This window comes from Streptomyces sp. WMMC1477, assembly GCF_027460245.1.
GTDB lineage: Bacteria > Actinomycetota > Actinomycetes > Streptomycetales > Streptomycetaceae > Streptomyces.
Map to the genome: position 1 here is coordinate 636,720 of NZ_JAPZBD010000003.1, position 22,759 is coordinate 659,478.

Genomic DNA, 22,759 nt, shown 5'->3' on the forward strand with positions numbered 1-22,759 from the left:
TCATTCACCCGACCGCCGGTCGCCCCAACGCCGGTCGCCCGACCGGCCGGGCCGGGGCGTGCGTCACGCCGGGGAGGGGCGGGCAGGGCCCGACGAGGGGCCCCGCCCGCCCCCGGCGGCTCACTCCAGGGTGAGGGTGGCGTTGACGAGGGTCTCGCCCGTGGCGGCGTCGACGACGGCGCGGTCGCCCAGGGGCGCGTCGAGGGTGATCTTCACCGTGTCGGTGAGGAGCTGCTCGGTGCAGGCGTCGGCGGTGCCCTCCTCGCGCCAGCCGCCGAGGACGACGAGGTTCTCGGACTGCGCGACGTGGACGCCGTGGTCGGCGTCGCAGGCCCCGTAGCCGACGGTGACGGTGAGCACCTTGCTGTCCTTGGCCTTCTTGGCCGCGGGCACGGGCTGGAGGCCCTCGGCCTTTCCGGCCTGCTCGACGTTGGGCCAGAAGTGTTCGAGGGCGTCCGCGCGCTTCTCGAAGGGGCTGTCGCCGGAGGGCTTGAAGGGCTTGTCCTCCTTCTTCGGGCCCTTGGGCGTCTCCCCGTCCGGGCCCTGGAGGCCGTCCTTCCCGGCCTCGGAGGGGCCGTCCTCGCCCTTGTCGTCACCCTGGGGGCCCTCGTCCGGCTGCTTCGGCTGCTCGGACTGCTCCGAGACCTTCACGGAGTCGCTGCCGTTCTGCGCCGAGCCGTCGTCTCCACAGCCGGCCGCCGTCAGTGCGGCGGTGACCGCCAGGGCCAGGGCCGCGGCCGTGCGTCGGGTCCTGTTTCGGGTGTGTCGCATGTTCTCCTCCTCGCCGGGTGCATCTCTGACGCGGCACGGCGCGTTCCGGTTCCGGACCGGCCGCCCGGGAGGGAGAAAAGGGTGGTGGCCGCCCTCGGTCGGGGGTGAGGGCGGCCACCGGTGTCCGCACGCCGTTGTACGGGACAACGGGCGCCGGGGAGCGGGCTCAGACGGTGAGGGCCCGGTCCGTCGGCTTGACCGGAGCCGGCAGTGCGCTGTTGCCGGTCAGGTAGCGGTCCACGCCGCGCGCCGCGGAGCGGCCCTCGGCGATGGCCCAGACGATGAGGGACTGGCCGCGGCCCGCGTCACCGGCGACGAAGACGCCGTCGATGTTGGTGGCGTAGTCGGCGTCGCGGTTGATGTTGCCGCGCTCGTCCATGGCCAGCCCGAACTGCCGGGTCAGACCGTTGTCCTGGTCCGTTCCGGTGAAGCCCATGGCGAGGGTCACCAGTTCGGCCGGGATCTTCCGCTCGGTGCCGGGCTTCTGGGTGAGCTTGCCGTCGACGAACTCCACCTCGATCAGGTGCAGCCACTTCACGTCGCCGTTCTCGTCGCCCTCGAAGTGGGTCGTCGAGACGGAGTAGACCCGCTCGCCCCCCTCCTCGTGGGCCGAGGTGACCTTGTACAGCATCGGGAAGGTCGGCCACGGCTGGTGCGGGGGGCGCTCCTCGCCGGGCTGGGGCATGATCTCCAGCTGGGTGACGGACGCGGCGCCCTGGCGGTGGGCGGTACCGACGCAGTCGGCACCGGTGTCACCGCCGCCGATGACGACGACGTGCTTGCCCTCGGCGGTGATCGGCGGGGAGACGAAGTCGCCCTCCTGCACCTTGTTGGCGAGCGGCAGGTACTCCATCGCCTGGTGGATGCCGTTCAGCTCGCGGCCCGGCACGGGCAGGTCGCGGGCCGTCGTCGCGCCGGCGGCGATGACGACGGCGTCGTAGCGGCGGCGCAGGTCGGTGGCGCTCATGTCGCGGCCGACCTCGACCCCGGTGCGGAACTTGGTGCCCTCCGCGCGCATCTGCTCGATGCGGCGGTTGATGTGCCGCTTCTCCATCTTGAACTCGGGGATGCCGTAGCGCAGGAGCCCGCCGATGCGGTCGGCGCGCTCGTAGACGGCGACGGTGTGCCCGGCGCGGGTGAGCTGCTGGGCGGCGGCGAGGCCCGCCGGTCCGGAGCCGATGACGGCGACCGTCTTGCCCGAGAGCCGCTCCGGGGGCTGAGGGGTGACGTCACCGTTGTCCCACGCCTTGTCGATGATGCTGACTTCGACGTTCTTGATGGTCACGGCGGGCTGGTTGATGCCCAGGACGCAGGCGGACTCGCACGGCGCGGGGCACAGCCGCCCGGTGAACTCCGGGAAGTTGTTCGTCGCGTGCAGCCGCTCGCTGGCGGCCTCCCAGTCCTCGCGGTAGGCGTAGTCGTTCCACTCGGGGATCAGGTTCCCCAGCGGGCAGCCGTTGTGGCAGAACGGGATGCCGCAGTCCATGCACCGGCCGGCCTGCTTGCTGATGATCGGCAGCAGGGAGCCGGGGACGTAGACCTCGTTCCAGTCCTTGACCCGCTCTGCGACCGGACGCGTCGTGGCGACCTCGCGGTCGGTGGTCAGGAAGCCCTTGGGGTCAGCCATTGATCGCCGCCTCCATCATCTTCTCGTGGGTCTCGGACTCGCTGAGTCCGGCCCGCTCGGCGGCGTCCTTGGCGGCGAGCACGGCCTTGTAGGTGGGCGGGAGAACCTTGCGGAAGCGCGGCAGCGTCTCGGCCCAGTTGGCGAGGAGCTTCTCGGCCACGGTGGAGCCGGTCTCCTCCTGGTGCCGGCGCACGACGTCGTGCAGCCACTGCTGGTCCTCGGCGTCGAGCTCCTCGACGGAGGCGGCCAGCTCCCGGTTGACGTTGTCGGTGTCCAGATCGAGGACGTAGGCGACGCCGCCGGACATGCCGGCCGCGAAGTTGCGGCCCGTCTCGCCCAGGACGACGGCCCGGCCGCCGGTCATGTACTCGCAGCCGTGGTCGCCCACTCCCTCGGAGACGACCGTCGCGCCGGAGTTGCGGACGCAGAACCGTTCGCCGACCTTGCCGCGCAGGAACATCTCGCCGCCGGTGGCGCCGTAGGCGAGGGTGTTGCCGGCGATGACCGAGTACTCGGCCAGGTGGTCGGCGCCGCGGTCGGGGCGGACGACGAGCCGCCCGCCGGACAGGCCCTTGCCGACGTAGTCGTTGGCGTCGCCCTCCAGCCGCAGCGTCACGCCCCGGGGCACGAAGGCGCCGAAGGACTGGCCGGCCGAGCCGGTGAAGGTGATGTCGATGGTGTCGTCGGGCAGCCCGGCGCCGCCGAACTTCTTCGTCACCTCGTGACCGAGCATGGTGCCGACGGTGCGGTTGACGTTGCGGATGGCGAGCTGGGCGCGCACCGGCTGGGCGGCCTCGGCGCTGTCCGCGTTCAGGGCGTCGGCGGAGAGCTTGATCAGCTCGTTGTCCAGCGCCTTCTCCAGACCGTGGTCCTGCTCGACGATCTGGTGCCGCACGGCGCCCTCGGGCAGCTCGGGCACGTACATGAGCGGTGCCAGGTCCAGGCCCTGGGCCTTCCAGTGGTTCACGGCGCGGCTGGTGTCCAGCAGCTCGGCGTGGCCGATGGCCTCGTCCAGCGTGCGGAAGCCCAGCTCGGCCAGCAGCTCACGGACCTCCTCGGCGATGAACTCGAAGAAGTTCACGACGAAGTCGGCCTTGCCGCTGTAGCGCGAGCGCAGCACCGGGTTCTGGGTGGCGATGCCGACCGGGCAGGTGTCCAGGTGGCACACGCGCATCATGACGCATCCGGAGACGACGAGCGGCGCGGTGGCGAAGCCGAACTCCTCGGCGCCGAGGAGCGCGGCGATGACGACGTCGCGGCCGGTCTTGAGCTGGCCGTCGGTCTGCACGACGATGCGGTCGCGCAGGCCGTTGAGCAGCAGCGTCTGCTGCGTCTCGGCCAGGCCCAGCTCCCAGGGGCCGCCCGCGTGCTTGAGCGAGGTCAGCGGGGAGGCGCCGGTGCCGCCGTCGTGGCCGGAGATGAGCACGACGTCGGCGTGGGCCTTGGACACTCCGGCGGCGACGGTGCCGACGCCGACCTCGGAGACCAGCTTCACGTGAACGCGCGCCTTCGGGTTGGCGTTCTTCAGGTCGTGGATGAGCTGGGCGAGGTCCTCGATGGAGTAGATGTCGTGGTGCGGCGGCGGCGAGATGAGGCCGACGCCGGGCGTGGAGTGCCGCGTCTTCGCCACCCACGGGTACACCTTGTGACCGGGCAGCTGACCGCCCTCGCCGGGCTTGGCACCCTGCGCCATCTTGATCTGGATGTCGTCGGAGTTGACGAGGTACTCGCTGGTCACGCCGAAGCGGCCGGAGGCCACCTGCTTGATGGACGAGCGCCGGGCCGGGTCGTAGAGCCGCTCCGGGTCCTCGCCGCCCTCACCGGTGTTGGACTTTCCGCCCAGCCGGTTCATGGCGATGGCCAGCGTCTCGTGCGCCTCCTGCGAGATGGAGCCGTAGGACATGGCTCCGGTGGAGAAGCGCTTGACGATCTCCGAGACGGGCTCGACCTCGTCGATGGAGACGGGCTCGCGGCCGGACGTGAACTGGAACAGGCCGCGCAGCGTCATCAGCCGCTCGGACTGCTCGTCCACGCGCTGCGTGTACTGCTTGAAGATGTCGTACCGGCGCTCGCGCGTGGAGTGCTGGAGCCGGAAGACGGTGTCGGGGTCGAACAGGTGCGGCTCGCCCTCGCGGCGCCACTGGTACTCGCCGCCGATCTCCAGGTCGCGGTGGGTCGCGGAGATCCCGGAGACGGGGTACGCCTTCGCGTGCCGGGCCGCGACCTCCTTCGCGACGACGTCGAGCCCCGCGCCGCCGATCTTGGTGGCGGTGCCGTTGAAGTACCGCTCGGTGAACTCCTCGTCCAGGCCGACGGCCTCGAAGACCTGGGCACCGCGGTAGGAGGCGACCGTCGAGATGCCCATCTTGGACATCACCTTCAGCACGCCCTTGCCGAGAGCCTTGATGAGGTTGCGGATCGCGGACTCGGCCCCGACGCCCTCCAGGAAGGTGCCGGCGCGGACGAGGTCCTCGACCGACTCCATGGCCAGGTAGGGGTTGACGGCGGCGGCGCCGTAGCCGATCAGCAGCGCCACGTGGTGCACCTCGCGGACGTCACCGGCCTCCACCAGCAGGCCCACCTGGGTGCGCTGCTTGGTGCGGATGAGGTGGTGGTGGACGGCGGAGGTGAGCAGCAGCGAGGGGATCGGGGCGTGCTCGGCGTCGGAGTGCCGGTCGGAGAGGACGATGATGCGGGCGCCGCCGGCGATGGCCGCGTCGGTCTCCCGGCAGATCTCCTCCAGCCGGTCGGCCAGCGAACGGCCGCCGCCGCTCACCCGGTAGAGGCCGGAGAGGGTGGTGGCCTTCATGCCGGGGCGGTCGCCGTCGGCGTTGATGTGGATGAGCTTGGCCAGCTCGTCGTTGTCGATCACCGGGAACGGCAGCGTCACGCTGCGGCAGGACGCGGCGTTCGGCTCCAGCAGGTTGCCCTGCGGGCCGAGCGAGGAGATCAGCGAGGTGACGAGCTCCTCGCGGATGGCGTCCAGCGGCGGGTTGGTGACCTGCGCGAACAACTGGGTGAAGTAGTCGAACAGCAGCCGCGGCCGGTCGGAGAGGGCGGCGATGGGCGAGTCGGTGCCCATCGAGCCGATGGGCTCGGCGCCGGTGCGGGCCATCGGGGCCAGCAGGACGCGCAGCTCCTCCTCGGTGTAGCCGAAGGTCTGCTGGCGGCGGGTGACCGAGGCGTGGGTGTGCACGATGTGCTCACGCTCGGGCAGCTCGGCCAGCTCGGTGATGCCGGACTCCAGCCAGGCCTGGTAGGGGTGCTCGGCGGCGAGGGCGGCCTTGATCTCGTCGTCCTCGATGATGCGGTGCTCGGCGGTGTCGACGAGGAACATGCGGCCGGGCTGGAGACGGCCCTTGCGGACGACCTTGCCGGGGTCGATGTCCAGGACGCCGACCTCGGAGCCGAGGACGACGAGGCCGTCGTCGGTCACCCAGTAGCGGCCCGGGCGCAGACCGTTGCGGTCGAGAACGGCGCCCACCTGGGTGCCGTCGGTGAAGGTGACGCAGGCGGGGCCGTCCCAGGGCTCCATCATCGTGGAGTGGAACTGGTAGAAGGCCCGGCGGGCGGGGTCCATCGAGTCGTGGTTCTCCCACGCCTCGGGGACCATCATCAGCACCGAGTGCGGCAGCGAACGGCCGCCGAGGTGCAGCAGCTCCAGCACCTCGTCGAAGGAGGCCGAGTCGGAGGCGTCCGGGGTGCAGATCGGGAAGATCCGCTCCAGGTCCTTGGACGAGTCGCCGAACAGGTCGGAGACGAGCTGGGACTCGCGCGCCCGCATCCAGTTGCGGTTGCCCTTGACGGTGTTGATCTCGCCGTTGTGCGCGATGAACCGGTAGGGGTGGGCCAGCGGCCAGCTCGGGAAGGTGTTCGTGGAGAACCGCGAGTGCACCAGGGCGATCGCCGAGCCGAAGCGGCGGTCCGAGAGGTCCGGGAAGAAGGGCTCGAGCTGACCGGTGGTGAGCATGCCCTTGTAGACGACGGTGCGGGCCGACAGCGAGGCGAAATAGGCCCCGGCCTCCCGCTCGGCGCGCTTGCGCAGGACGAAGGCGAGCCGGTCGAGCGCGAGGCCGGTGCGGGCGTCGCCCTCGGCTGCGTCGGCCACGAAGAGCTGGCGGAAGCTCGGCATGGTGGCGCGCGCGCCGTTGCCCAGCAGGTTCGGCGCCACGGGGACCTCGCGCCAGCCGAGGACCTTCAGGCCCTCCGCGGCGGCGATGGTCTCGATGCGCGCGGCGGCGGCGTCGGCCTCGGCCGCGTCGGCGGGGAGGAACCCGATGCCGACGGCGTAGGCGCCGGCCTCGGGCAGCTCGAAGGAGACGGTCTCGCGCAGGAACGCGTCCGGGACCTGCACCAGGATGCCGGCACCGTCGCCGGAGTCCGGTTCGGAACCGGTGGCGCCACGGTGCTCCAGGTTGCGCAGAACGGTCAGCGCCTGCTCCACGAGCTGGTGGCTCGCTTCGCCGGTGAGGGTGGCCACGAAGCCGACGCCACAGGCGTCGTGCTCGTATCGGGGGTCGTACAACCCCTGCTTGGCAGGGTGGGCCGCCATAGACGCTGCACGCATCGGCTCTCCCGTCGTCGTCGTGGCATGAACAGTGCCGAGGGACGACGTTGGCCCTCTGCGATCAAAATTTTCGTGCAGATTACATGATGGTCATGATCCCGAAAAGCGGAAAGTCGAGTCCACCATACGGACGACATCGGAGTCGTCCACGCTCTGCCGGGGAAGTGTTGTCCCTGCTCACGCAGGGGGCGGCGCGGGCTTCATTGCTCGCGGCGCTTACCGCTTCTGCCCGGTGCTCACGATCCTGAAACCGCCGGGAAACGAGATCACCCAGCGCTGTCATCCGATCGCGGCTCCCAGGAGCGACCCCAGGACATACGTCACCGCGGCGGCGGCACCTCCCAGGATGAACTGTCGGAGCCCGGTGTACCACCAGGGACGGGCGGTGACCTTCGACACGGCCGCCCCGCACAGGAACAGCCCGGACAGCGCCAGCACGGCCGCCGGCCACACCTGCGTCGCCCCCAGCAGGTACGGCAGGACGGGCAGAAAGGCACCGATCGCGAAGGCGCCGAACGAGGAGACGGCGGCCACCAGCGGCGACGGCAGGCTCCGCGGATCCACGCCCAGCTCGTCCCGAGCGTGGATCTCCAGGGCCAGCTCGGGGTCCCGGGACAACTGCTCGGCGACGCTCTCGGCCAGTGACGCCGTCACGCCGCGGGCCCGGAAGCGGTCCGCGAGCTCCGCCCGCTCGCCCTCCGGGTCCTCCGCCAGCTCGCGCCGCTCCACGGCCAGCTCCGCGAGCACCAGGTCCCGCTGCGAGGCGACGGAGGTGTACTCACCGGCCGCCATGGAGAAGGCGCCGGAGGCCAGGCCCGCGAGCCCGGTGATCACGATGGTCTGCGGAGCGACCGCGCCGCCGGCGACACCCGTGATGAGCGCCGTGTTCGAGACGAGGCCGTCCATCGCCCCGAACACGGCGGGCCGCAGCCAGCCGCCGTTGACGTCGCGGTGGGAATGGCGCCGGTGTACCTGCACAGCTCCGACGGTAGGCACCCGCCGGGTGCGCCGCCAGCGAGGAAGGCCGTACTTACCCGGCCCCCGCGGCCCCGGGTGAGCCCTCGCGTCGGGTGCCCGGGACCGGAGCGGCCGCCTGGCGCGCGGCGACGTCCGCTACTTCCGCGCGGAGTCCGCCCCGGCGTCCGACGCCCCGGCCTCGTCCCGGGGCGCGTCGCCCGCGTCCTCGGCCGCGTCGCTCCCGGACGCCCCGTCCTGCGGCGCGTCGGCCCGCGCGGGCTCGTCCCCGTCCCGGCGCGGCTCGACCACCGTCTCCCGGCCCGGGCGCAGCTTCGCCGAAACGACGAGGTAGGTCACCGCAGCCAGGAAGACCAGGAGCGACGTCCAGTTGTTCAGCCGCAGCCCGAGGATCTCGTTCGCGGGGTCGATCCGCAGGTACTCGATCCAGAACCGGCCCGCCGTGTACCCGGCGACGTAGAGCGCGAAGGCCCGGCCGTGGCCGAGGCGGAAGCGGCGGTCGGCCCAGATGACCAGCGCCGCGAGGCCCAGGCACCACAGCGACTCGTAGAGGAACGTCGGGTGGAAGGTGCCCTCGTGCTTGCCGTTGTCGATCTCGACGGCCCAGGGCAGGTCGGTCGCACGCCCGTACAGCTCCTGGTTGAACCAGTTGCCCCAGCGGCCGATCGCCTGGGCGACCGCGAGGGCGGGCGCGACGGCGTCGGCGTACGCGGGCAGCGGGATGCCCCGGCGGCGGCAGGCGATCCAGGCGCCCAGCGCGCCGAAGGCGACGGCGCCCCAGATGCCGAGCCCGCCCTCCCAGATCTTGAGGGCGTCGAGAGGTCTGCGCCCCTCGCCGAAGTAGAGCTGGTAGTCGGTGACGACGTGGTACAGCCGGCCGCCGACGAGGCCGAAGGGCACGGCCCAGACGGCGATGTCGGCCACGGTGCCGGGCCGGCCGCCGCGTGCGACCCAGCGCCTGCCGCCGAGCCAGACGGCGACGAACACGCCGATGATGATGCAGACGGCGTAGCCGCGCAGCGGGAACGGGCCGAGTTCGAGCTCACCGCTCGACGGGCTGGGGATTGACGCGAGGATGTCCATGGCCCCTCAGACGCTACCTTGCCGCGCCCCGCACCGGGTAACCCCGGGTGGCCCTGGGGGGTGCGCGGCCCGAGGGTCCGCCCGGACACGGGCGGACCCTCGGGCTCCGCCCGGTTCCGGGCGGCGGGCGCGCGGCGTCACCACGCCCGCATCGGCTGCCCGGCGACCGCTTCCGAGACGAACCCGTCCGGCCCCTTCGCGGGCTCGCCGAGGACCGTCACCCGGTGCATCACCCGGTCGACGTCGAGGTGGGCGAAGTCGGTGGGGGCGAAGTGACAGGTGCTGCGGTTGTCCCAGAACGCGATGCTGTCGGGCTCCCAGCGGAAGCGGACGGTGTACTCGGCGCTCGTCAGATGCTGGAACAGCAGGTCCAGCAGGTGGCGGCTCTCCAGCTCGGAGAACCCGCGGATCCGGGTCGTCGATCCGGGGCTGACGAACAGGCCCTTCTCCCCCGTCTCGGGGTGGACGCGGACCACCGGGTGCACGGCGACCTGGGGCTCCGCGCAGAACAGCTTGAGGATCTCGCGATCCCGTTCGTCGGAGTGGCGCAGGGTGACGGCGTTGAAGAACGCGTGCTCGGCCGTCAGCCCGTCGACGAGTGCGCGCAGCGGCGCGGACAGGCCCTCGTAGGCGGCCACGGTGTTGGTCCACTGGGTGTCACCGCCGAACTCGGGGGTCTTCTCGGCGCGCAGGATGGACATGTCGGGCGGGTTGACGAACTGGGTGAGGTCGCTGTGCCAGCCCGCCAGCGGGGAGACCCACTTGCGGCGGTAGTGCTCCTCGAAGTCCGCGCCGTACCGCTCGACGTCCGCCTTCGGGTCGACGGTCAGGATCTCCGGGTGGCCCTCGGGGTGTACGCCGTGCTTCTTGCCCTCGCGACGGGTGAGCGCACCGAAGCGGCGGCCGAAGGCCACGTGCCGGGCGTGGTCGATGTGCTGGTCGCGGAAGAAGACGACCCGATGGGTGAGGACGGCCTGACGTATCCCGGCCACGGTGGCGTCGTCGAGTTCCCCGCGCAGGTCGACACCGAGGATCTCGGCCCCGATCCGGCCGGCCGCGGGTCGGACGGTGATGCGGGCGGGCTGTGCGGTCTGGGTCACGGTCGTGCCTTTCGTCGGGAGGTTGCGCTGCGGGTTCCTCGCGGGCCGGTCAGCTCGGCCGCCCCGCCCACTGCACCCACAGGGGCAGCAGGAGCAGGGCGACGACGGAGCTCTTGACGACGAGCGCCGCGGACATGTCGACACCGTGGTCGTAGCGCTGCGCGAAGATGAAGAGGTTCTGCGGGGAGGGCATGGCGGCGATCAGGACGAGGTACTTCAGCCAGTCCCCGTCGACGTGGAAGCCGTAGCGGCACACGACGAGGACCAGCAGGGGGAAGGCCACGCACTTGAAGGCGATCAGCCGAAGCTCCTCCGCGGTGGTGCCGCGGACGCCGAGGCGCATGCCGCCGAGGTGGAGGCCGAGGGCGAACAGCGCGACGGGCGCCGCGCTGTCGCCGACGAATGCGAGGCTGTCGAGCGCCACCTCGGGGACCCGCACGGACAGCAGGTTGAACAGGATGCCCGCGTTGCAGGCGATGACGACGGGGGTGAGGAGCGAGGCCGTCACGGCGCCGGCAAGCCGCCGGCCCGGCGCGGGCCTGCCCGGCCCGGCCGCACGGTCGGTGCGGCCGAGCTCCAGGATCGAGATGACGACGAGCGACAGCACGCAGACCTGGAAGAGCAGCACCGGGAAGATGGGCGCCGCGTCGCCGAACAGCATGATGAACACCGGTACGGCGAAGTAGGCGGAGTTCACCTGGACGGCGGCCATGATCCGCAACGCGATGCCGCGCGGGTCCCGCTCCCCCAGCGTCCAGGCGAGCAGACCGATCAGCACGGAGCCCAGACCGGCGGCCGTCGCGTAGCCGGCGATCGCCCGCCAGTCGAACAGGACCCCCAGGTCGCTTCGGTAGATGTTGCCGAAGAGGAAGCACGGTACGGCGAAGAGGAAGGCGTAGTCGGCGAAGACCTTGGAGCTCCCGGCGGGTACCACCCGTCGTCTGGCGAGCAGGACCCCGCAGCCGAACGCGAGCACCACGGGTGCCAGTTTCTCCAGAGCCGCTACCGCTCCCATGCGCCGTACTCCTGCTGTTGCGGCTCCCCCACAGGGGTGAGCCTGCTTCCCTTGATCGCCCGGCTCCTACCGGGCGGCCCACACGTTGGGCACCGTCACGTGGCCGTGACCGCGGACCAGCTCCCGGTAGCCGGTGATCAACTCACGGGTCACATCATTGCCGCCCGCGAGCTCGTACCGGTGTTCGTCGATCCGGGCGACCGGAAGCAGCTCGCATGCGGTGCCGCAGATGAACGCTCCGTCGGCCGCCCGGACGAACGAGGGATCCAGGTCCCCGACCACACACTCGATCCCGGCCCGCTCGGCCAGAGCGATGACGCAGGCCCGGGTGATGCCGTCGATCGTGCTGCGGGTCGTCGGCGTGTGGAGCACGCCGCCCTCGGTGAAGAACACGTGGGCGCCGGTGGCCTCGACGATGTAGCCGCGGTCGTCCAGCAGGAGCGCGTCGTCGTATCCGGCGCGCAGGGCCTCGTTCTTGCAGACGGTGCCGATCATGTAGTTCCCGGCCGCCTTGCTCCGGACCGGCGCACAGTCGGGCCCCGGTCGGCGGTACCGGCCGGTGACCAGGGAGATCCCCGTCTCCAGGGCGTCGGTCGCGGCGTAGTACCCCGCGGGCAGCTCCCACGCGGCCACGGAGGTGTGCACGGACGTCTTCGGTGCCGCCGTCTGGAGCATCTCCGAGCCGCGCCACGCGTTGATGCGGATGTAGCCCTCGGTGATGTCTTCCGCGGCCACGACGTCGAGCGTCGCGGCGTGCAACCTCTCGTCGTCGTGTTCGAGGTCGAAGTCGAGGATGCGGGCGGAGCCGCGCAACCGCGCGATGTGCTCGGCCAGCATGAACGGCGCGCCGCCGTAGACGCGGACGCCCTCGAAGACGCTCGACGCGTAGTGCAGGCCGTGGCTGAGCACGTGCAGCCTGGCGTCACCCCAGTCCACGAGGCCGCCGTCGTACCAGATCTTTCCGGTGCGCTGGTCAAAGGGGATCACGGCGTCCTCCTTCAGAGCGCGAGGTCGAAGAGGTGGTGTTCGAGGTCGCCCACGAGCGCGACGAAGCGACGCTGGTGGTGGGTGAGCCCGCGCACCGAGACACCGTGGAGAGCGAACCGGTTGATGGGGTACATCACCAGGGTGTTGCTCTCGTAGGGGATCGTGGTCACCTCCTCGACGTACTCGGGGTCGATGTCGAAGCGCTGGTCGCCGTACTCGGAGGCGCTGGTGTAGAACGTGTGCGCCTCGGTCCGGTACCGGTACAGGACGAGGTCGCCGCCGGGGGTGTCGTCCTCGGGCAGCCGCATGTAGAACAGGCCGCCGTAGAGCTTGTACGGCTTGTCGACGTGCGGGCCCCGGTAGGAGGAGGGCTTGCCGGTCACGGCCGAGTTGATGACGGCCGTGCAGTCCAGCAGGATGTCGTGCGACTGGAAGTCGTCCCGGTGGCGGCGACCGACCCGCAGGTCGCAAAGCGGGCCGGTCCGCTCCTCGGTCTTCGGCAGGTTGGCCAGCAGGTCCTCCCGGAAGAGGTCGAGGAACTGCGCGTAGAAGGCCGGTGAGGCGTGGTAGGTGACGAAGTCCTTCCAGACGCGGCTCATCGTCGCGTCTCCGAGGATCAGTTCGGACATGTAGTTGTAGCGCTCGTTCGAGGTGATCGGCTTGCCGACCTTCTCCCCGATGTACTCGGCGGTCGGCATCGACTTCGCCAGCGCGTCGTACAGCTCCCGGGGCAGCGCGTCACGGACGACGATGTGCGGGAACGGGTCCCGGCGTATGTCCTCCTTGGTGACGTTGGCCAGGAGTGAGGTGATGGCGGGCGTGTCGTCGTGCGCTGTCGTCATGCGTGTCTCCGGTGGTGGTGGTTGAGAGGGCGTCAGGGGGTACGCGGGCCTGCGTGGTGCGCGGAGAGCCAGGTCTCCAGCACCAGCAGCGACCACAGCGTCTCGGCCGGGTACGCCCCCGGGCTTTCGGTCAGCAGGCGGAAGAGGTCGCGGACGGTGTCCTGCCGGATGTAGTCGCGGCAGCGGGCGCCCCGGGCCAGGAGGGAGTCGCCGACCATGTCGTACAGCGCCTCGCCCGGCTTGATCATGGCGGCGACGGGCAGGGTGAAGGGCTGTTTGGGACGGTTGACGACGGAGGCCGGCACCCAGCGGCGGGCCGCCTCGGCGACGGGCGCCTTCACCGTGTCCCCGGCGACCTTGACGGAGGCGGGCAAGGCGTGGGCCAGCCGCATCACGGACGGCTGGAGGAAGGGGATGCGGGCCTCGACGGAGTGGGCCATGCTCAGGTGGTCGACGCGTCGCAGGATGTAGTAGGGGAAGCGTTCCGACTGGTCGTAACGCAGCAGCGTCTCCAGCTTGCTTTGCTCCGCCCGGCGCACCCGCGCGGCGAGCGCGTCGCCGCTGCGGTCCGCGAAGTAGCCCCCGGCGGCGCGCACGTGCGCCAGGTAGTCCGCGGTGTACAGCCGCTCCAGGCCCGCGGTGGGCACGGCGGCCATGGTCGACTGGTAGGCGCGGTGCCAGGAGGCGGAGCCGTCCCGGTCGGCTTTGACGAAGCGGCCGTACCCGGCGAAGAGCTCGTCCGCTCCGTCACCGGTCAGCGCCACCTTGAAGCCCGCTTCGTGGACGGCCTCGAACAGGGCGAACGTGCTGAGGCTGTGCGGGGCGTTGTTGGGCTGGTCGAGGTGGCGGACGAACCGTTCGACGAGGCCGGGGAAGTCGGCCGGATCGAGGAGCACCTGGTGGTGCCGGCTGCCGCAGTGCCGGGCGACCTCGGCGGCGAAGTGCCGTTCGTCGGCGGGCCAGTCGCCGCGGTAGGCGATGTTGAACGAGGCCACGTCGGGCACCCGGCGTGCGGCCAGCGCGGTGGTGTAGCTGGAGTCCAGGCCACCGCTGGTGATGACGCACACCGGGACGTCCGCGTCCAGCATGCGGTCCATCTCCTCGCCCAGCAGCGCGTCGAGCATCGCCCCGGCCGCCGCGACCGTGGGGTGCCCTTCCGGCCAGTCCGGCTCCGCGGGGGCCAGCGTGGTGTGGGAGACCGACGGTGTGCCGCCGGTGAAGCGGAGGACGGAGCCCGGTTCGAGGGTGCGCACCCGGGTGTGCGCGGTTGCGGGGCCCCACACCGCCTTGCCCCCCAGATAGCGGTCGACGGCGAGCGGGTCCAGCTCGGCGGGGAAGTCGGGGAAGCGGCTGAGCGCCCGCAGTTCGGAGGCGAAGCACAGGCGTTGCCCGTCGGCGGAGATGTAGTAGTACAGCGACTTCATGCCCGCGTGGTCGGTGAAGAGCCGCAGGGACGGCTCCCCTCGGCGGTCGGCGACGGCGATCGCGTACATGCCCTCCAGCCGGGAGACGAACGCCTCGCCGTACAGCTCGTACAGCGGCAGCAGGACGTCACCGTCGCAGTCCCCCTCGAAGGCGTAGCCCTGGGCGGAGAGTTCGGCACGCAGCCGCCGGTGGTTGTAGATCTCGCCGTTGAAGACACAGGACAGCGCGCCGCGTTCGAAGGGCTGCTCGCCGTGGTCGACGCCCTGGATGGCGAGGCGGTTGGTGCCGAGGGACCAGCCGTCGCCGCGCCGGAGCGACTGCGCGTCCGGCCCGCCCGGCCGCATCGCGTCCGCGACGCGTTCCAGGACCTCGGGCCCGGGGGTCGGGCCGCCGAAGGAACCGTAGATCCGGCACATGGTTCACGCCCCTTCCGTGCGGGTGCCCGCACCGGCCGGTTCCAGCAGGCGTTCGGTGGGCGCGTGGTCGTCGGTGGCGCCCTGCCGGGCCGTTGGGCTCTGCCGGGCGGCGGGGTAGTGACGGCCCAGGAACTCGACGACGATCTCGACCTGCCGCAGGATGTCGTCGAGCTGGGCCGACGAGGGGCTGGTGCCGTGGCCGTCCAGCGCGCTGTTGCCGGTCTTGAGGTAGACGGGCGCGGCGACGCGGACGATGTCCGACGCCTCGTAGGTGCGGATGAACCCTCCGGACGATCGGGGGTTGTCCACGTGGCAGTCCAGGGGGATCGACACCGCCTGGCGCAGCGCCGCGATCATGGGGAGGGTGAGGTCGCGTACGGGGTTGAAACTGTCGGCTCCGAGGGTCTCCAGCAGCCGCGCGGCGGCGGGGTTGCCCTGCCCGCAGTGGGCGGAGACCTTCAGGTGGATACCGGCCGGCAGGTCGCCCTCGGCGCGGAGCCGTCCGAGCGCCCAGAGCAGCCCCTCGTCGTAGACGACGAAACCGCGCACGCCCAGCTCGATGCCCCGTTTGACGTCCTCGATGGCACGGATGAGCTGCTCCTGGCCACGCAGGCGGTAGCCGATCCGCATGCCCTCAGGTGTCTGGACCCCGGCGCCGATGTCGTAGCCCGCCCGGGGTCCCACCGACATGAGGATCTCGGAGCCGTACTCCGTTCCCAGGGCTGTGTAGGCGGCGATCTCCCTGGCGGTGTGCCGGTACATGCCACGGGTCTCGGTGATCCGGTTGATGGTGAAGCCGCGGCGGCGGCTCTCGGCGAGGAGCGTCTCGGCAGCGTGCAGCGAGTTGACGGTCGGCACCTCGACCCGGAAGTGGCCGCCGTCCGGGAAGGACTGGCCGGAGACGCCCGTGGTGGCCGGCGGGTCGGCGTCCGGCAGGCCCAGCCGGGCCAGTTGCCGGCGGGTCTGCTCGTAGAAGACGGCCTCGCGGGTCATCGGGTCACCTCGATACCGAGCCGCTCTGCCGCGCGGCAGACGATCTCCTCGGCGATGCGGATGGACGTCGCGCGGTCGGTGTGCACGACCTGCACCTCACCGAAGTTGCCCAGGTTGCCCCGGCAGGGCAGCAGCATGTCGCCTTCGGGGAACCGGAGTGTGAAGGAGTGCACGCTGTCGCCGTACTCGGCGGTGCCGCCCGGGTCGGGTGGTATGCGCTCGGGTTTGGGGGTCAGCTCCGCGGCCCCGAACCAGCGGACCGTCGCGTAGTGCGTGAACCGGGCGGGGGCGGCTTCGACCGCCTGGCCCAGGTGGACGCGGACGAGGAGTTCGAAGATGTCGCCGCCGCCGGCCAGGCGGAAGAGGTTCGGCAGGCAGGACCCCATGAGGCGCGGGTTGACCTCGATGAGCCGGGGCACGCCGTCGGCGCCGAGCATGACCTCGATGTGGAAGACGCCCAGCCGCAGCCCCAGCGCCGTCACCACGGACTCCGCGAACTCCATGACCCGCTGGTGCTCGGCGGCGCTGATCCCGGCCGGGATGGTGGTCCCGGTCTCCAGTGCCTCGTGCCGGTGCCAGGTGGAGCGTTCGCTCACGGCCAGCCGCAGGAACCTGTCCTGGGCGAGGCCGATCTCGGCGGAGAGGAAGCGCCCCGTCAGATACTCCTCGACGAGGACGCCGTCCGCGTACGGCGCCTCGCCCACCGCCTGGGCGACCACCTCCCGAAGGTGTGGCTCGTCCCGGACGACGTGGGCTCCCTCGCTGCCCGAGCCCCTGACGGGTTTGACGACGACGGGGTAGCCGGTGCGGGACGCGAAGGCGGCGGCCTCCTCGGCGTCGGCCACGGTGGCGTGGCGCGTGGTGTCGATGCCCGCCGCCCGGAGTGTCTCGCGGCAGCGGTGCTTGTCCTTGGCCGTCTCGGCCGCGCGCGCGTGGGTGAACGGCACGCCGATCTCCTCGGCGATCCGGGCCACCGGGACGACGAGCGCGTCGACGGTGGCGACGAACCCGTCGATCGGCCGCTCCCGGTGGATCGCGGTGACGCAGTCGCGCAGGGCGTCGGTGTCGGTGGCGTCCTTGAGCAGATACACCGTGTCGACGTGGCGGGCGTACGGCGAGGTGTCCAGGTCGAGGTTCTGGGCCTGCTCCATCCGGCGCGACCGGATGAGGGTCACGTGCAGGCCGAGTCGTCGGGCGGCTTCGAACGCCGGAGCGTTTCCGGCCTTCCAGGTCACGAAGACCACGTGCCCTGGACCGCTGGAGGAGGTACCGGTGGGGGCCTGTTCGTCTGTCATCGCGTCCTCCTCGCGAATCGCTGGCCGATCCGGACGTAGCCGGGGAGGTCGGTGCCGGGTGCGGGGATGAAGGAGATGGAACCGGCGAGCACGTTCTCCTCGGACATGGAGGTGAACCCGCCCGCGCCGGAGAGCACCAGGTCGCCCTCGTCCAACCGCAGCCACGAGCCGTCCGGTCGGCGTTCGGCGTACGTGTACCTCAGGTGTTCCGTCCCGCGCCGGACCTCCAGCCGGTGGCCGTCGGACGCGTAGGTGCCCGTGCAGGCGTCGAGCTCCAGCTCGAAGGGCAGCCCGGTACGGATCAGCCCCTCGCCCGTGAGGGATCGCAGCAGGTCCTCGTAGAGCCCGAACGTCGGGTAGGCGTTGGCGAGGAGAAGCAGGAAGGAGCGCTCCTCGGGGAAGATCTGGATGAAGTTGTGGTGTCCGCTGCCGTTGGAGTTGAAGCCGAAGGCCGACGGCCCGAACATCAGCCAGCCCAGCCCCCAGGCGTGCATGAAGTGATGTCCGGGGATCGGGATCTGCGGGGTGCGCATCTGCCGCGCGAGCTCGGCGGACAGCAGCCGCTCGCCGTCGGGGGTGACGCCTTCGTTCAGCGCGAGCAGGGCGATCTGTGCCAGTTCCCGGAGGGTGAGGCAGACGGAGAACGAGCCGGGGGCGTCCTCGGCGATCGTCTGGCGGGGCGGCTCGTGCGGCACATAGCCCTTGGCCTGTTCGCTCCACAGGTGCCCGGTGCACACCGTGCCCCGGTAGTGACCGCCTTCGACCAGGGACTCGGGGATGTCCCTGATCCTGAGCGGGGCGAGCAGGAGCTCGTTGACCGCCCGGCGCCAGGGCATTCCCAGGAGCCGCTCGATGACCGCGGCGACGATGGACGTGCCCACCGCCGAGTACGCGAACACCTCCCCCGGTTCGAAGAGCTGTCCGTAGCGGTCGAGGGTGCCGATGTACGTCTCCAGGTCGGGCAGGTCGGTGTCGTGCCAGACCTCGTAGGAGTCGTCGATGCCGCTGGTGTGGGACAGGAGCTGGCGCAGCGTCACCCGCACCGTGCCCTCACGGCGCCGGAAGGCCCGCGGAAGCAGCTCGTCGAGAGGCTGGTCGAGGCCGAGCAGCCCGCGGTCGACGAGGCGCAGCGCGACGAAGGCCAGCATGGGCTTCGTGATGCAGGTGACCCGGTGCCGGGTGTCAGGCCCGTAGGGCTCGTCGCTCCTCGTGTCCGTGACCCCGTGGTAAGTGAACTCCAGGGCGCCGTCGAGGTACACGGCGGCGCCGGCGCCGGGGACTTTGTGGCCCCGGGCCGAGACGTGCAGCGTCTCGGCGACGGCGCGCCGCCGTGCCGCCGCGCTGCTCCCTTCCGGAGCGGCGGGGCGTTCCTCGCGTTTGCGGCGCACCAGCGCGGCCTGCTCCGCGAGGGTGTGGTGCTCGTAGACCTCGGCGACGCGCACGGCCTGTCCCGCGATGTCGGACAACCGGGCGGCAAGGAGGTTGGCCAGCAGCGAGTGGCCGCCGACGGAGAAGAAGTCCAGCTCGGCAGAGATGGACGGCAGGCCGAGCAGCTCGGACCACGCCGCCGCGACCGCGGCCTGGTCGGGGTCGTCGCAGCTGAGGGACGCGGCGGAGCCCGGGCCCCAGTCGACGGGGCGGGCGGCGAGCGCCTTGCGGTCGACCTTGCCGTTGGGGAGCTGCGGGAGCCGGTCCTCGATGACGATCCTGGCCGGCTGCATGTAGAGGGGCAGCTTGGCCCGCAGGTGCCGGCCGAGGTCCTGAGCGGTGACGGCGTCACCCTCCAGGCCGGCGTAACAGATCAGGCGCGTGTCACCGGCGGCGGGCACGGCGAGGGCGGCGACGTCGCGGAGGCCGACGAGCTCCCGGAGCACGGACTCGATCTCGCCCAGCTCGATCCGGAACCCTCGTACCTTCACCTGGTTGTCCCGGCGGCCCAGGAAGCGCAGCTCGCCGTCCTCCGTCCAGCGGGCGAGGTCACCGGTGCGGTAGAGCCGCGTTCCCGGGGGCGCGTCCAGCCAGGCCGGGGCGGGGACGAACACGGCCCGGGTGCGTGCGGCGTCCCCGATGTAGCCCGCCGACACACCGGCGCCGCCCAGGTGGAGTTCGCCGGAGGCCCCGTGCGGCACCGGCCGGCCGCGGGTGTCCAGCAGGTAGGCCACCGTGTTGTGGATGGGCACACCGATCGTGGGCGGGGTGCCGGTGGGGCCGGTGAAGCACTTCCAGGTCGAGTAGGTGGTGTCCTCGGAGGGCCCGTACAGGTTGTAGAGGCGCTCGATGCCCGTGTCCGCGAAAGCCGCGTTCACGAGTTCCCTGGGCAGCGGCTCACCGGCCACGTTCAGCACCCGGGTGCCGGCCGGTACCGCCGAGCGCTTAAGGAGCACGCCGAGTGCGCTGGGCACGGTGTTGATCAGGGTGGGGCACAGCGTGGCGTCCTCCGTGAGCGCGAGGACGTTGTCGACGACGACGACACAGCCGCCGCGGGTCAGCGGTGCCCACAGCTCGAAGACGGACAGGTCGAAGTTGAGCGAGGTCGAGAAGAGAACGCGGGCCAGCTCGGCGGGAGCGTAGGTCTCCTCGGCCCAGGCGAGCAGGGCGGTCACGTTGCGATGGCTGATCACCACGCCCTTGGGCAGCCCCGTGGAGCCCGAGGTGTAGATGAGGTGGGTCGCCGCCGTGGGTTCGACGGTGACCTCGGGCGGCTCCGGCCGCTCGGCCGACGCCTTCTCCCAGAGCGTCGTCAGGGGGAGCGCGGTGCCCGGCGTGCCGGAGAGCCACGCGGGAGCGCTGTCGCCGTCATGGACGACCGCGGTCATGTCGGCGGTGGCGGCGACCGCGCGGAGCCGGTCGGCGGGGTAGGCGGGGTCGAGCGACACGTAGGCGCAGCCCGCCTTGTGCACGGCGAGCAGGAGGACGACGGTGCGGTCCGTCCGGGCCGTGGAGACCCCGACACGCTCGCCCGGCCCGATTCCGCAGGCCCCCAGGGCACGCGCCAGCCGGTTCGCCTGCTCGTCGAGCTGACGGTAGGACAACCGGGTGTCCCGCCAGACGACGGCCGGGGCGTTCGGGGTGCGTGCCGCCTGCCGCGCCACGAGGGCGTGCAGCACGGTGTCCGCGTCGTAGGGGTGCGCGGTGTCGTTCAGCACGGTCAGCAGGTGCCGCAGCTCGGTTTCCGAGAGCAGCCCGAGTTCGGCCACGGGGGTGTCGGGGCGCCGGTCGGCGTCGCGCAGGAGGGTCACCAGGTTGGCGGACATCCGGGCGACCAGGGCGCCGTCGAGCAACGTCTCGTCGAAGCGGAGGGTGAACCGGGCACCGTCGCGGGTGGGCCGGGCCACGAGAAGCAGCGCGAAGCCCTCCGGCAGGGTCCCGGTACCGTCGTGTTCGACGGAGCCGACGCGCAGCCCCGCACCCAGGTCGAGGGGGCCGGAGCCCGCGGTGCGCGCGGCCGCCCGGTGGCGCATGGCCAGGGTGGCGGCCAGTTCGAGGAGGGTGGGTTCCTCGGCCGCGTGGGACCGCACGGCCACGGGCCGGTGCGACGGGGCGCCGTCGCCTCCTCCCCCTCGGGCCAGGACGATCTCGTCCTGGCCGCTGTAGCGGTGCACGAGCACCGTGAAGGCGGCGTGGACCAGGTCCGACAGGGTGAGCTGCGCGGACGCGGCGCGGCGTATCAGCCCGTCCAGGCCGCCGACCGCGCCCGGGCGGCCGGTGCCGTCGGCGGGCTGGACGCCTCCCGGTTCCCGCAGCGGCAATTGCAGGGCCGGAACGGAGTCCGTCGGCAGCGCGGCGGAACGCATTTCGTCCACAGGGATACCTTTCTTGTGCCTCGGGCGCGCAGGCCGGATTTACCGACGGTTCGATCGGCGTCCGGCACGCTGATAACGGAGCGCAGGCCGCGGTCGGCCGTCGCAACCGAAAAAATGTCGACTCGACCGAATCCCGAGTCGGACCGGATCGCCTAGCGCATCACGAAAAAGTGTCACATCAGTTCTGGCAAGGGAATGAATGACGGGATTCAGTTCCGGAATCAACCGGGCCCGGCGGGAACGGTGGAACGGGACGCGGTCGGACCGTCAGACCTTGACCGGCTCCGCCGACCGGTCCCCGCTCCGGCGGGCCCACTCGGCGACCAGCGGCATCGCGGAGCCGACGAGCACGAACCCGACCGCCATGACCATCCATCCCGTCGTGCCGTGTTCGATCGCCAGCCAGGTCAGCACGGCGGGAGCGATCATCTTGCCCAGGTCGGCACCCATCGCGTGGGTGCCCTGGTACTGCCCCTGCGCGTGCTCGGGTGCCAGACCGAAGGCCAGCCCCCAGCTCCCGGCCGACTGCCTGATCTCACCGACGACGTGTACGAGGGCGCCGACGAGCAGCAGTACACAGGCGACGGTCGACGAGGCGTTCTCCGTCAGCGCGAAGACCACGCAGGCGAGCGCGACGCAGACCGAGGCCGATCGGGAAGCCCGGGCGGCCGCGGAGGGCTCGTCGGTTCCACGCGCCGCTCTGACCTGGAACAACACCACGGCAACCGTGTTGGTCAGCAGGATCGCGGCGATCACCCAGCGCGGAGCATCGGTGCGGTGGAGGACCCACAGCGGCAGCACGACGTCCAGAAGGAAGTTGTGCATGAACAACAAGCCGTCGAGCACCACGAAGGTCAGGTAGGGCCGGTCTCGGAGCACGGTCAGCGCGGGTCCCGGCCGGGCCGGCTGGGCCGCGACGGCGGGCAGCAGCAGGGTGAGCAGCCCGGTGATCAGATAGGTCGACGCGTTCAGTACGACGGCGAGCTTGTAGGCCCACACCTCGTCGACCACGAGCAGCAGGCCGGCCAGGAGCGCACCGGCCGAGACGCTCACGTTGGTGGTCGCCCGCAGATAGGCACGGACCGAGACTCGCTGATCAGGCGGGATCAGCCCGGCGACCATCGCCATGCGGGCGCTGCGGCTGGCGCTGTACGCGACCGCCTGAAGGCTCAGCACGAGCACGTACTGGGCGAAGCCGTGCACGGAGAGCAGTGCCGCGGTGAGGGGGCCGAGGGCGAGGAAGGACCAGATCTGCACCTGCCGCGGCCCCACCCGGTCGGCCAGGTGGCCCGTGGGTGTGCTGACGGCGAGGGCCACGCCGGCCGCGACTCCGACACCGATGCCGAACTGCCCGGCCGAGAGGTTCAGGACCACCGTCGCGTAGATGGCGTGGAGCGCCATCCAGAGGCCCTGTCCCAGGGTGTGAACCAGGGTGATCCCCGTGAGGGTACGGGCTGGACCGCTCGGCGGAAGGGCACGACTCAGCATGCTCGGCAAGGCCAGCAGCCCGCGCCGAGCACAACCGGAATACGTTTGTTTGATCGCATCATCTTCTGCGCGCGTCAGAACCCTGACGCGCTTCCCCCCTCGTTCGGCGCCATTGCCAGCACAAGATTTCGGGAATCCCCCGTCACCCGAGATCAAAAATCAAGATCTCGCAAGAGCATCCAATTGCACGGAGTCGCTCCTGTCCAGGGGAAATCAGAGTGACGCTCGTCACACTCGAATTCTCTATTTGCCCACCGTAAGAAACCCCCGGAATTTCTTCGGGATGTCTCCGATATCCCATCTACTCAACGGTAGGAAGGCGGCGGTGGCGGACCTTCCGGATTCTTCCGGCCCGGGAGCCGGGCAGCGGCA

General features: G+C 71.2%; 14 protein-coding genes. All 14 read right to left on the minus strand.

Annotated elements, in window-relative coordinates; genetic code table 11:
* Nucleotides 1–120 precede the first annotated feature (120 nt).
* Nucleotides 121–771, minus strand: coding sequence for a hypothetical protein (locus tag O7609_RS03230; protein WP_269733383.1), 651 nt, complete (start codon nt 769–771; stop codon nt 121–123).
* Nucleotides 772–937: 166 nt separating this feature from the next.
* On the minus strand, nt 938–2,398 hold the full coding sequence (locus O7609_RS03235) for a glutamate synthase subunit beta (protein WP_269733384.1): 1,461 nt from the start codon (nt 2,396–2,398) through the stop codon (nt 938–940).
* Nucleotides 2,391–6,950: a glutamate synthase large subunit gene (gene gltB, locus O7609_RS03240; RefSeq protein WP_269744307.1), complete on the minus strand. Its 4,560-nt coding sequence runs from the start codon at nt 6,948–6,950 to the stop codon at nt 2,391–2,393. Before gltB ends, O7609_RS03235 begins: the two co-directional genes overlap by 8 nt.
* Nucleotides 6,951–7,244: 294 nt before the next feature.
* Entirely contained in the window at nt 7,245–7,943 is a 699-nt protein-coding gene (locus O7609_RS03245; protein WP_443072047.1) for a VIT1/CCC1 transporter family protein, read from the minus strand.
* Nucleotides 7,944–8,078: 135 nt separating this feature from the next.
* Nucleotides 8,079–9,023, minus strand: coding sequence for a prolipoprotein diacylglyceryl transferase (lgt, locus tag O7609_RS03250; RefSeq protein WP_269743050.1), 945 nt, complete (start codon nt 9,021–9,023; stop codon nt 8,079–8,081).
* A gap of 137 nt (nt 9,024–9,160) precedes the next feature.
* Nucleotides 9,161–10,123, minus strand: coding sequence for a TauD/TfdA dioxygenase family protein (locus O7609_RS03255; RefSeq protein ID WP_269733387.1), 963 nt, complete (start codon nt 10,121–10,123; stop codon nt 9,161–9,163).
* 49 nt (nt 10,124–10,172) lie between these two features.
* Nucleotides 10,173–11,138 (minus strand): AEC family transporter, encoded by a 966-nt coding sequence (locus O7609_RS03260; RefSeq protein WP_269733388.1) that lies wholly within the window; start codon nt 11,136–11,138, stop codon nt 10,173–10,175.
* A 66-nt stretch (nt 11,139–11,204) separates the two neighbouring features.
* Complete coding sequence (locus O7609_RS03265) at nt 11,205–12,125, minus strand: aminotransferase class IV (RefSeq protein WP_269733389.1); 921 nt, start codon at nt 12,123–12,125, stop codon at nt 11,205–11,207.
* An 11-nt stretch (nt 12,126–12,136) separates the two neighbouring features.
* Nucleotides 12,137–12,967, minus strand: coding sequence for a hypothetical protein (locus tag O7609_RS03270; RefSeq protein ID WP_269743051.1), 831 nt, complete (start codon nt 12,965–12,967; stop codon nt 12,137–12,139).
* Between the two features lie 32 nt (nt 12,968–12,999).
* The gene (gene asnB / locus O7609_RS03275) at nt 13,000–14,808 is read right to left on the minus strand and encodes an asparagine synthase (glutamine-hydrolyzing) (RefSeq protein ID WP_269743052.1); all 1,809 of its coding nucleotides are present in this window, start codon (nt 14,806–14,808) and stop codon (nt 13,000–13,002) included.
* Nucleotides 14,809–14,811: 3 nt separating this feature from the next.
* Nucleotides 14,812–15,801, minus strand: a complete 990-nt coding sequence (locus tag O7609_RS03280) for a peptidase (protein WP_269743053.1) — start codon at nt 15,799–15,801, stop codon at nt 14,812–14,814.
* The gene (locus tag O7609_RS03285) at nt 15,798–17,096 is read right to left on the minus strand and encodes an ATP-binding protein (RefSeq protein WP_269743054.1); all 1,299 of its coding nucleotides are present in this window, start codon (nt 17,094–17,096) and stop codon (nt 15,798–15,800) included. The genes O7609_RS03280 and O7609_RS03285 overlap by 4 nt, the downstream gene beginning before the upstream one ends.
* On the minus strand, nt 17,093–20,890 hold the full coding sequence (locus O7609_RS03290) for a non-ribosomal peptide synthetase (protein WP_269744308.1): 3,798 nt from the start codon (nt 20,888–20,890) through the stop codon (nt 17,093–17,095). Before O7609_RS03290 ends, O7609_RS03285 begins: the two co-directional genes overlap by 4 nt.
* A 276-nt stretch (nt 20,891–21,166) precedes the next feature.
* A complete protein-coding gene (locus O7609_RS03295; RefSeq protein WP_269743055.1) occupies nt 21,167–22,387 on the minus strand; it encodes an MFS transporter in 1,221 nt (406 codons plus the stop codon).
* Nucleotides 22,388–22,759: the final 372 nt, after the last annotated feature.

Coding starts and splice junctions, on each gene's coding strand:
- O7609_RS03230 (WP_269733383.1), bottom strand. CDS start 771: ATGCGACACACCCGAAACAGGACCCGACGCACGGCCGCGGCCCTGGCC.
- O7609_RS03280 (WP_269743053.1), bottom strand. CDS start 15,801: ATGACCCGCGAGGCCGTCTTCTACGAGCAGACCCGCCGGCAACTGGCC.
- O7609_RS03285 (WP_269743054.1), bottom strand. CDS start 17,096: ATGACAGACGAACAGGCCCCCACCGGTACCTCCTCCAGCGGTCCAGGG.
- O7609_RS03295 (WP_269743055.1), bottom strand. CDS start 22,387: ATGCTGAGTCGTGCCCTTCCGCCGAGCGGTCCAGCCCGTACCCTCACG.
- O7609_RS03290 (WP_269744308.1), bottom strand. CDS start 20,890: ATGCGTTCCGCCGCGCTGCCGACGGACTCCGTTCCGGCCCTGCAATTG.
- O7609_RS03270 (WP_269743051.1), bottom strand. CDS start 12,967: ATGACGACAGCGCACGACGACACGCCCGCCATCACCTCACTCCTGGCC.
- gltB (WP_269744307.1), bottom strand. CDS start 6,950: ATGGCGGCCCACCCTGCCAAGCAGGGGTTGTACGACCCCCGATACGAG.
- O7609_RS03235 (WP_269733384.1), bottom strand. CDS start 2,398: ATGGCTGACCCCAAGGGCTTCCTGACCACCGACCGCGAGGTCGCCACG.
- asnB (WP_269743052.1), bottom strand. CDS start 14,808: ATGTGCCGGATCTACGGTTCCTTCGGCGGCCCGACCCCCGGGCCCGAG.
- O7609_RS03260 (WP_269733388.1), bottom strand. CDS start 11,138: ATGGGAGCGGTAGCGGCTCTGGAGAAACTGGCACCCGTGGTGCTCGCG.
- lgt (WP_269743050.1), bottom strand. CDS start 9,023: ATGGACATCCTCGCGTCAATCCCCAGCCCGTCGAGCGGTGAGCTCGAA.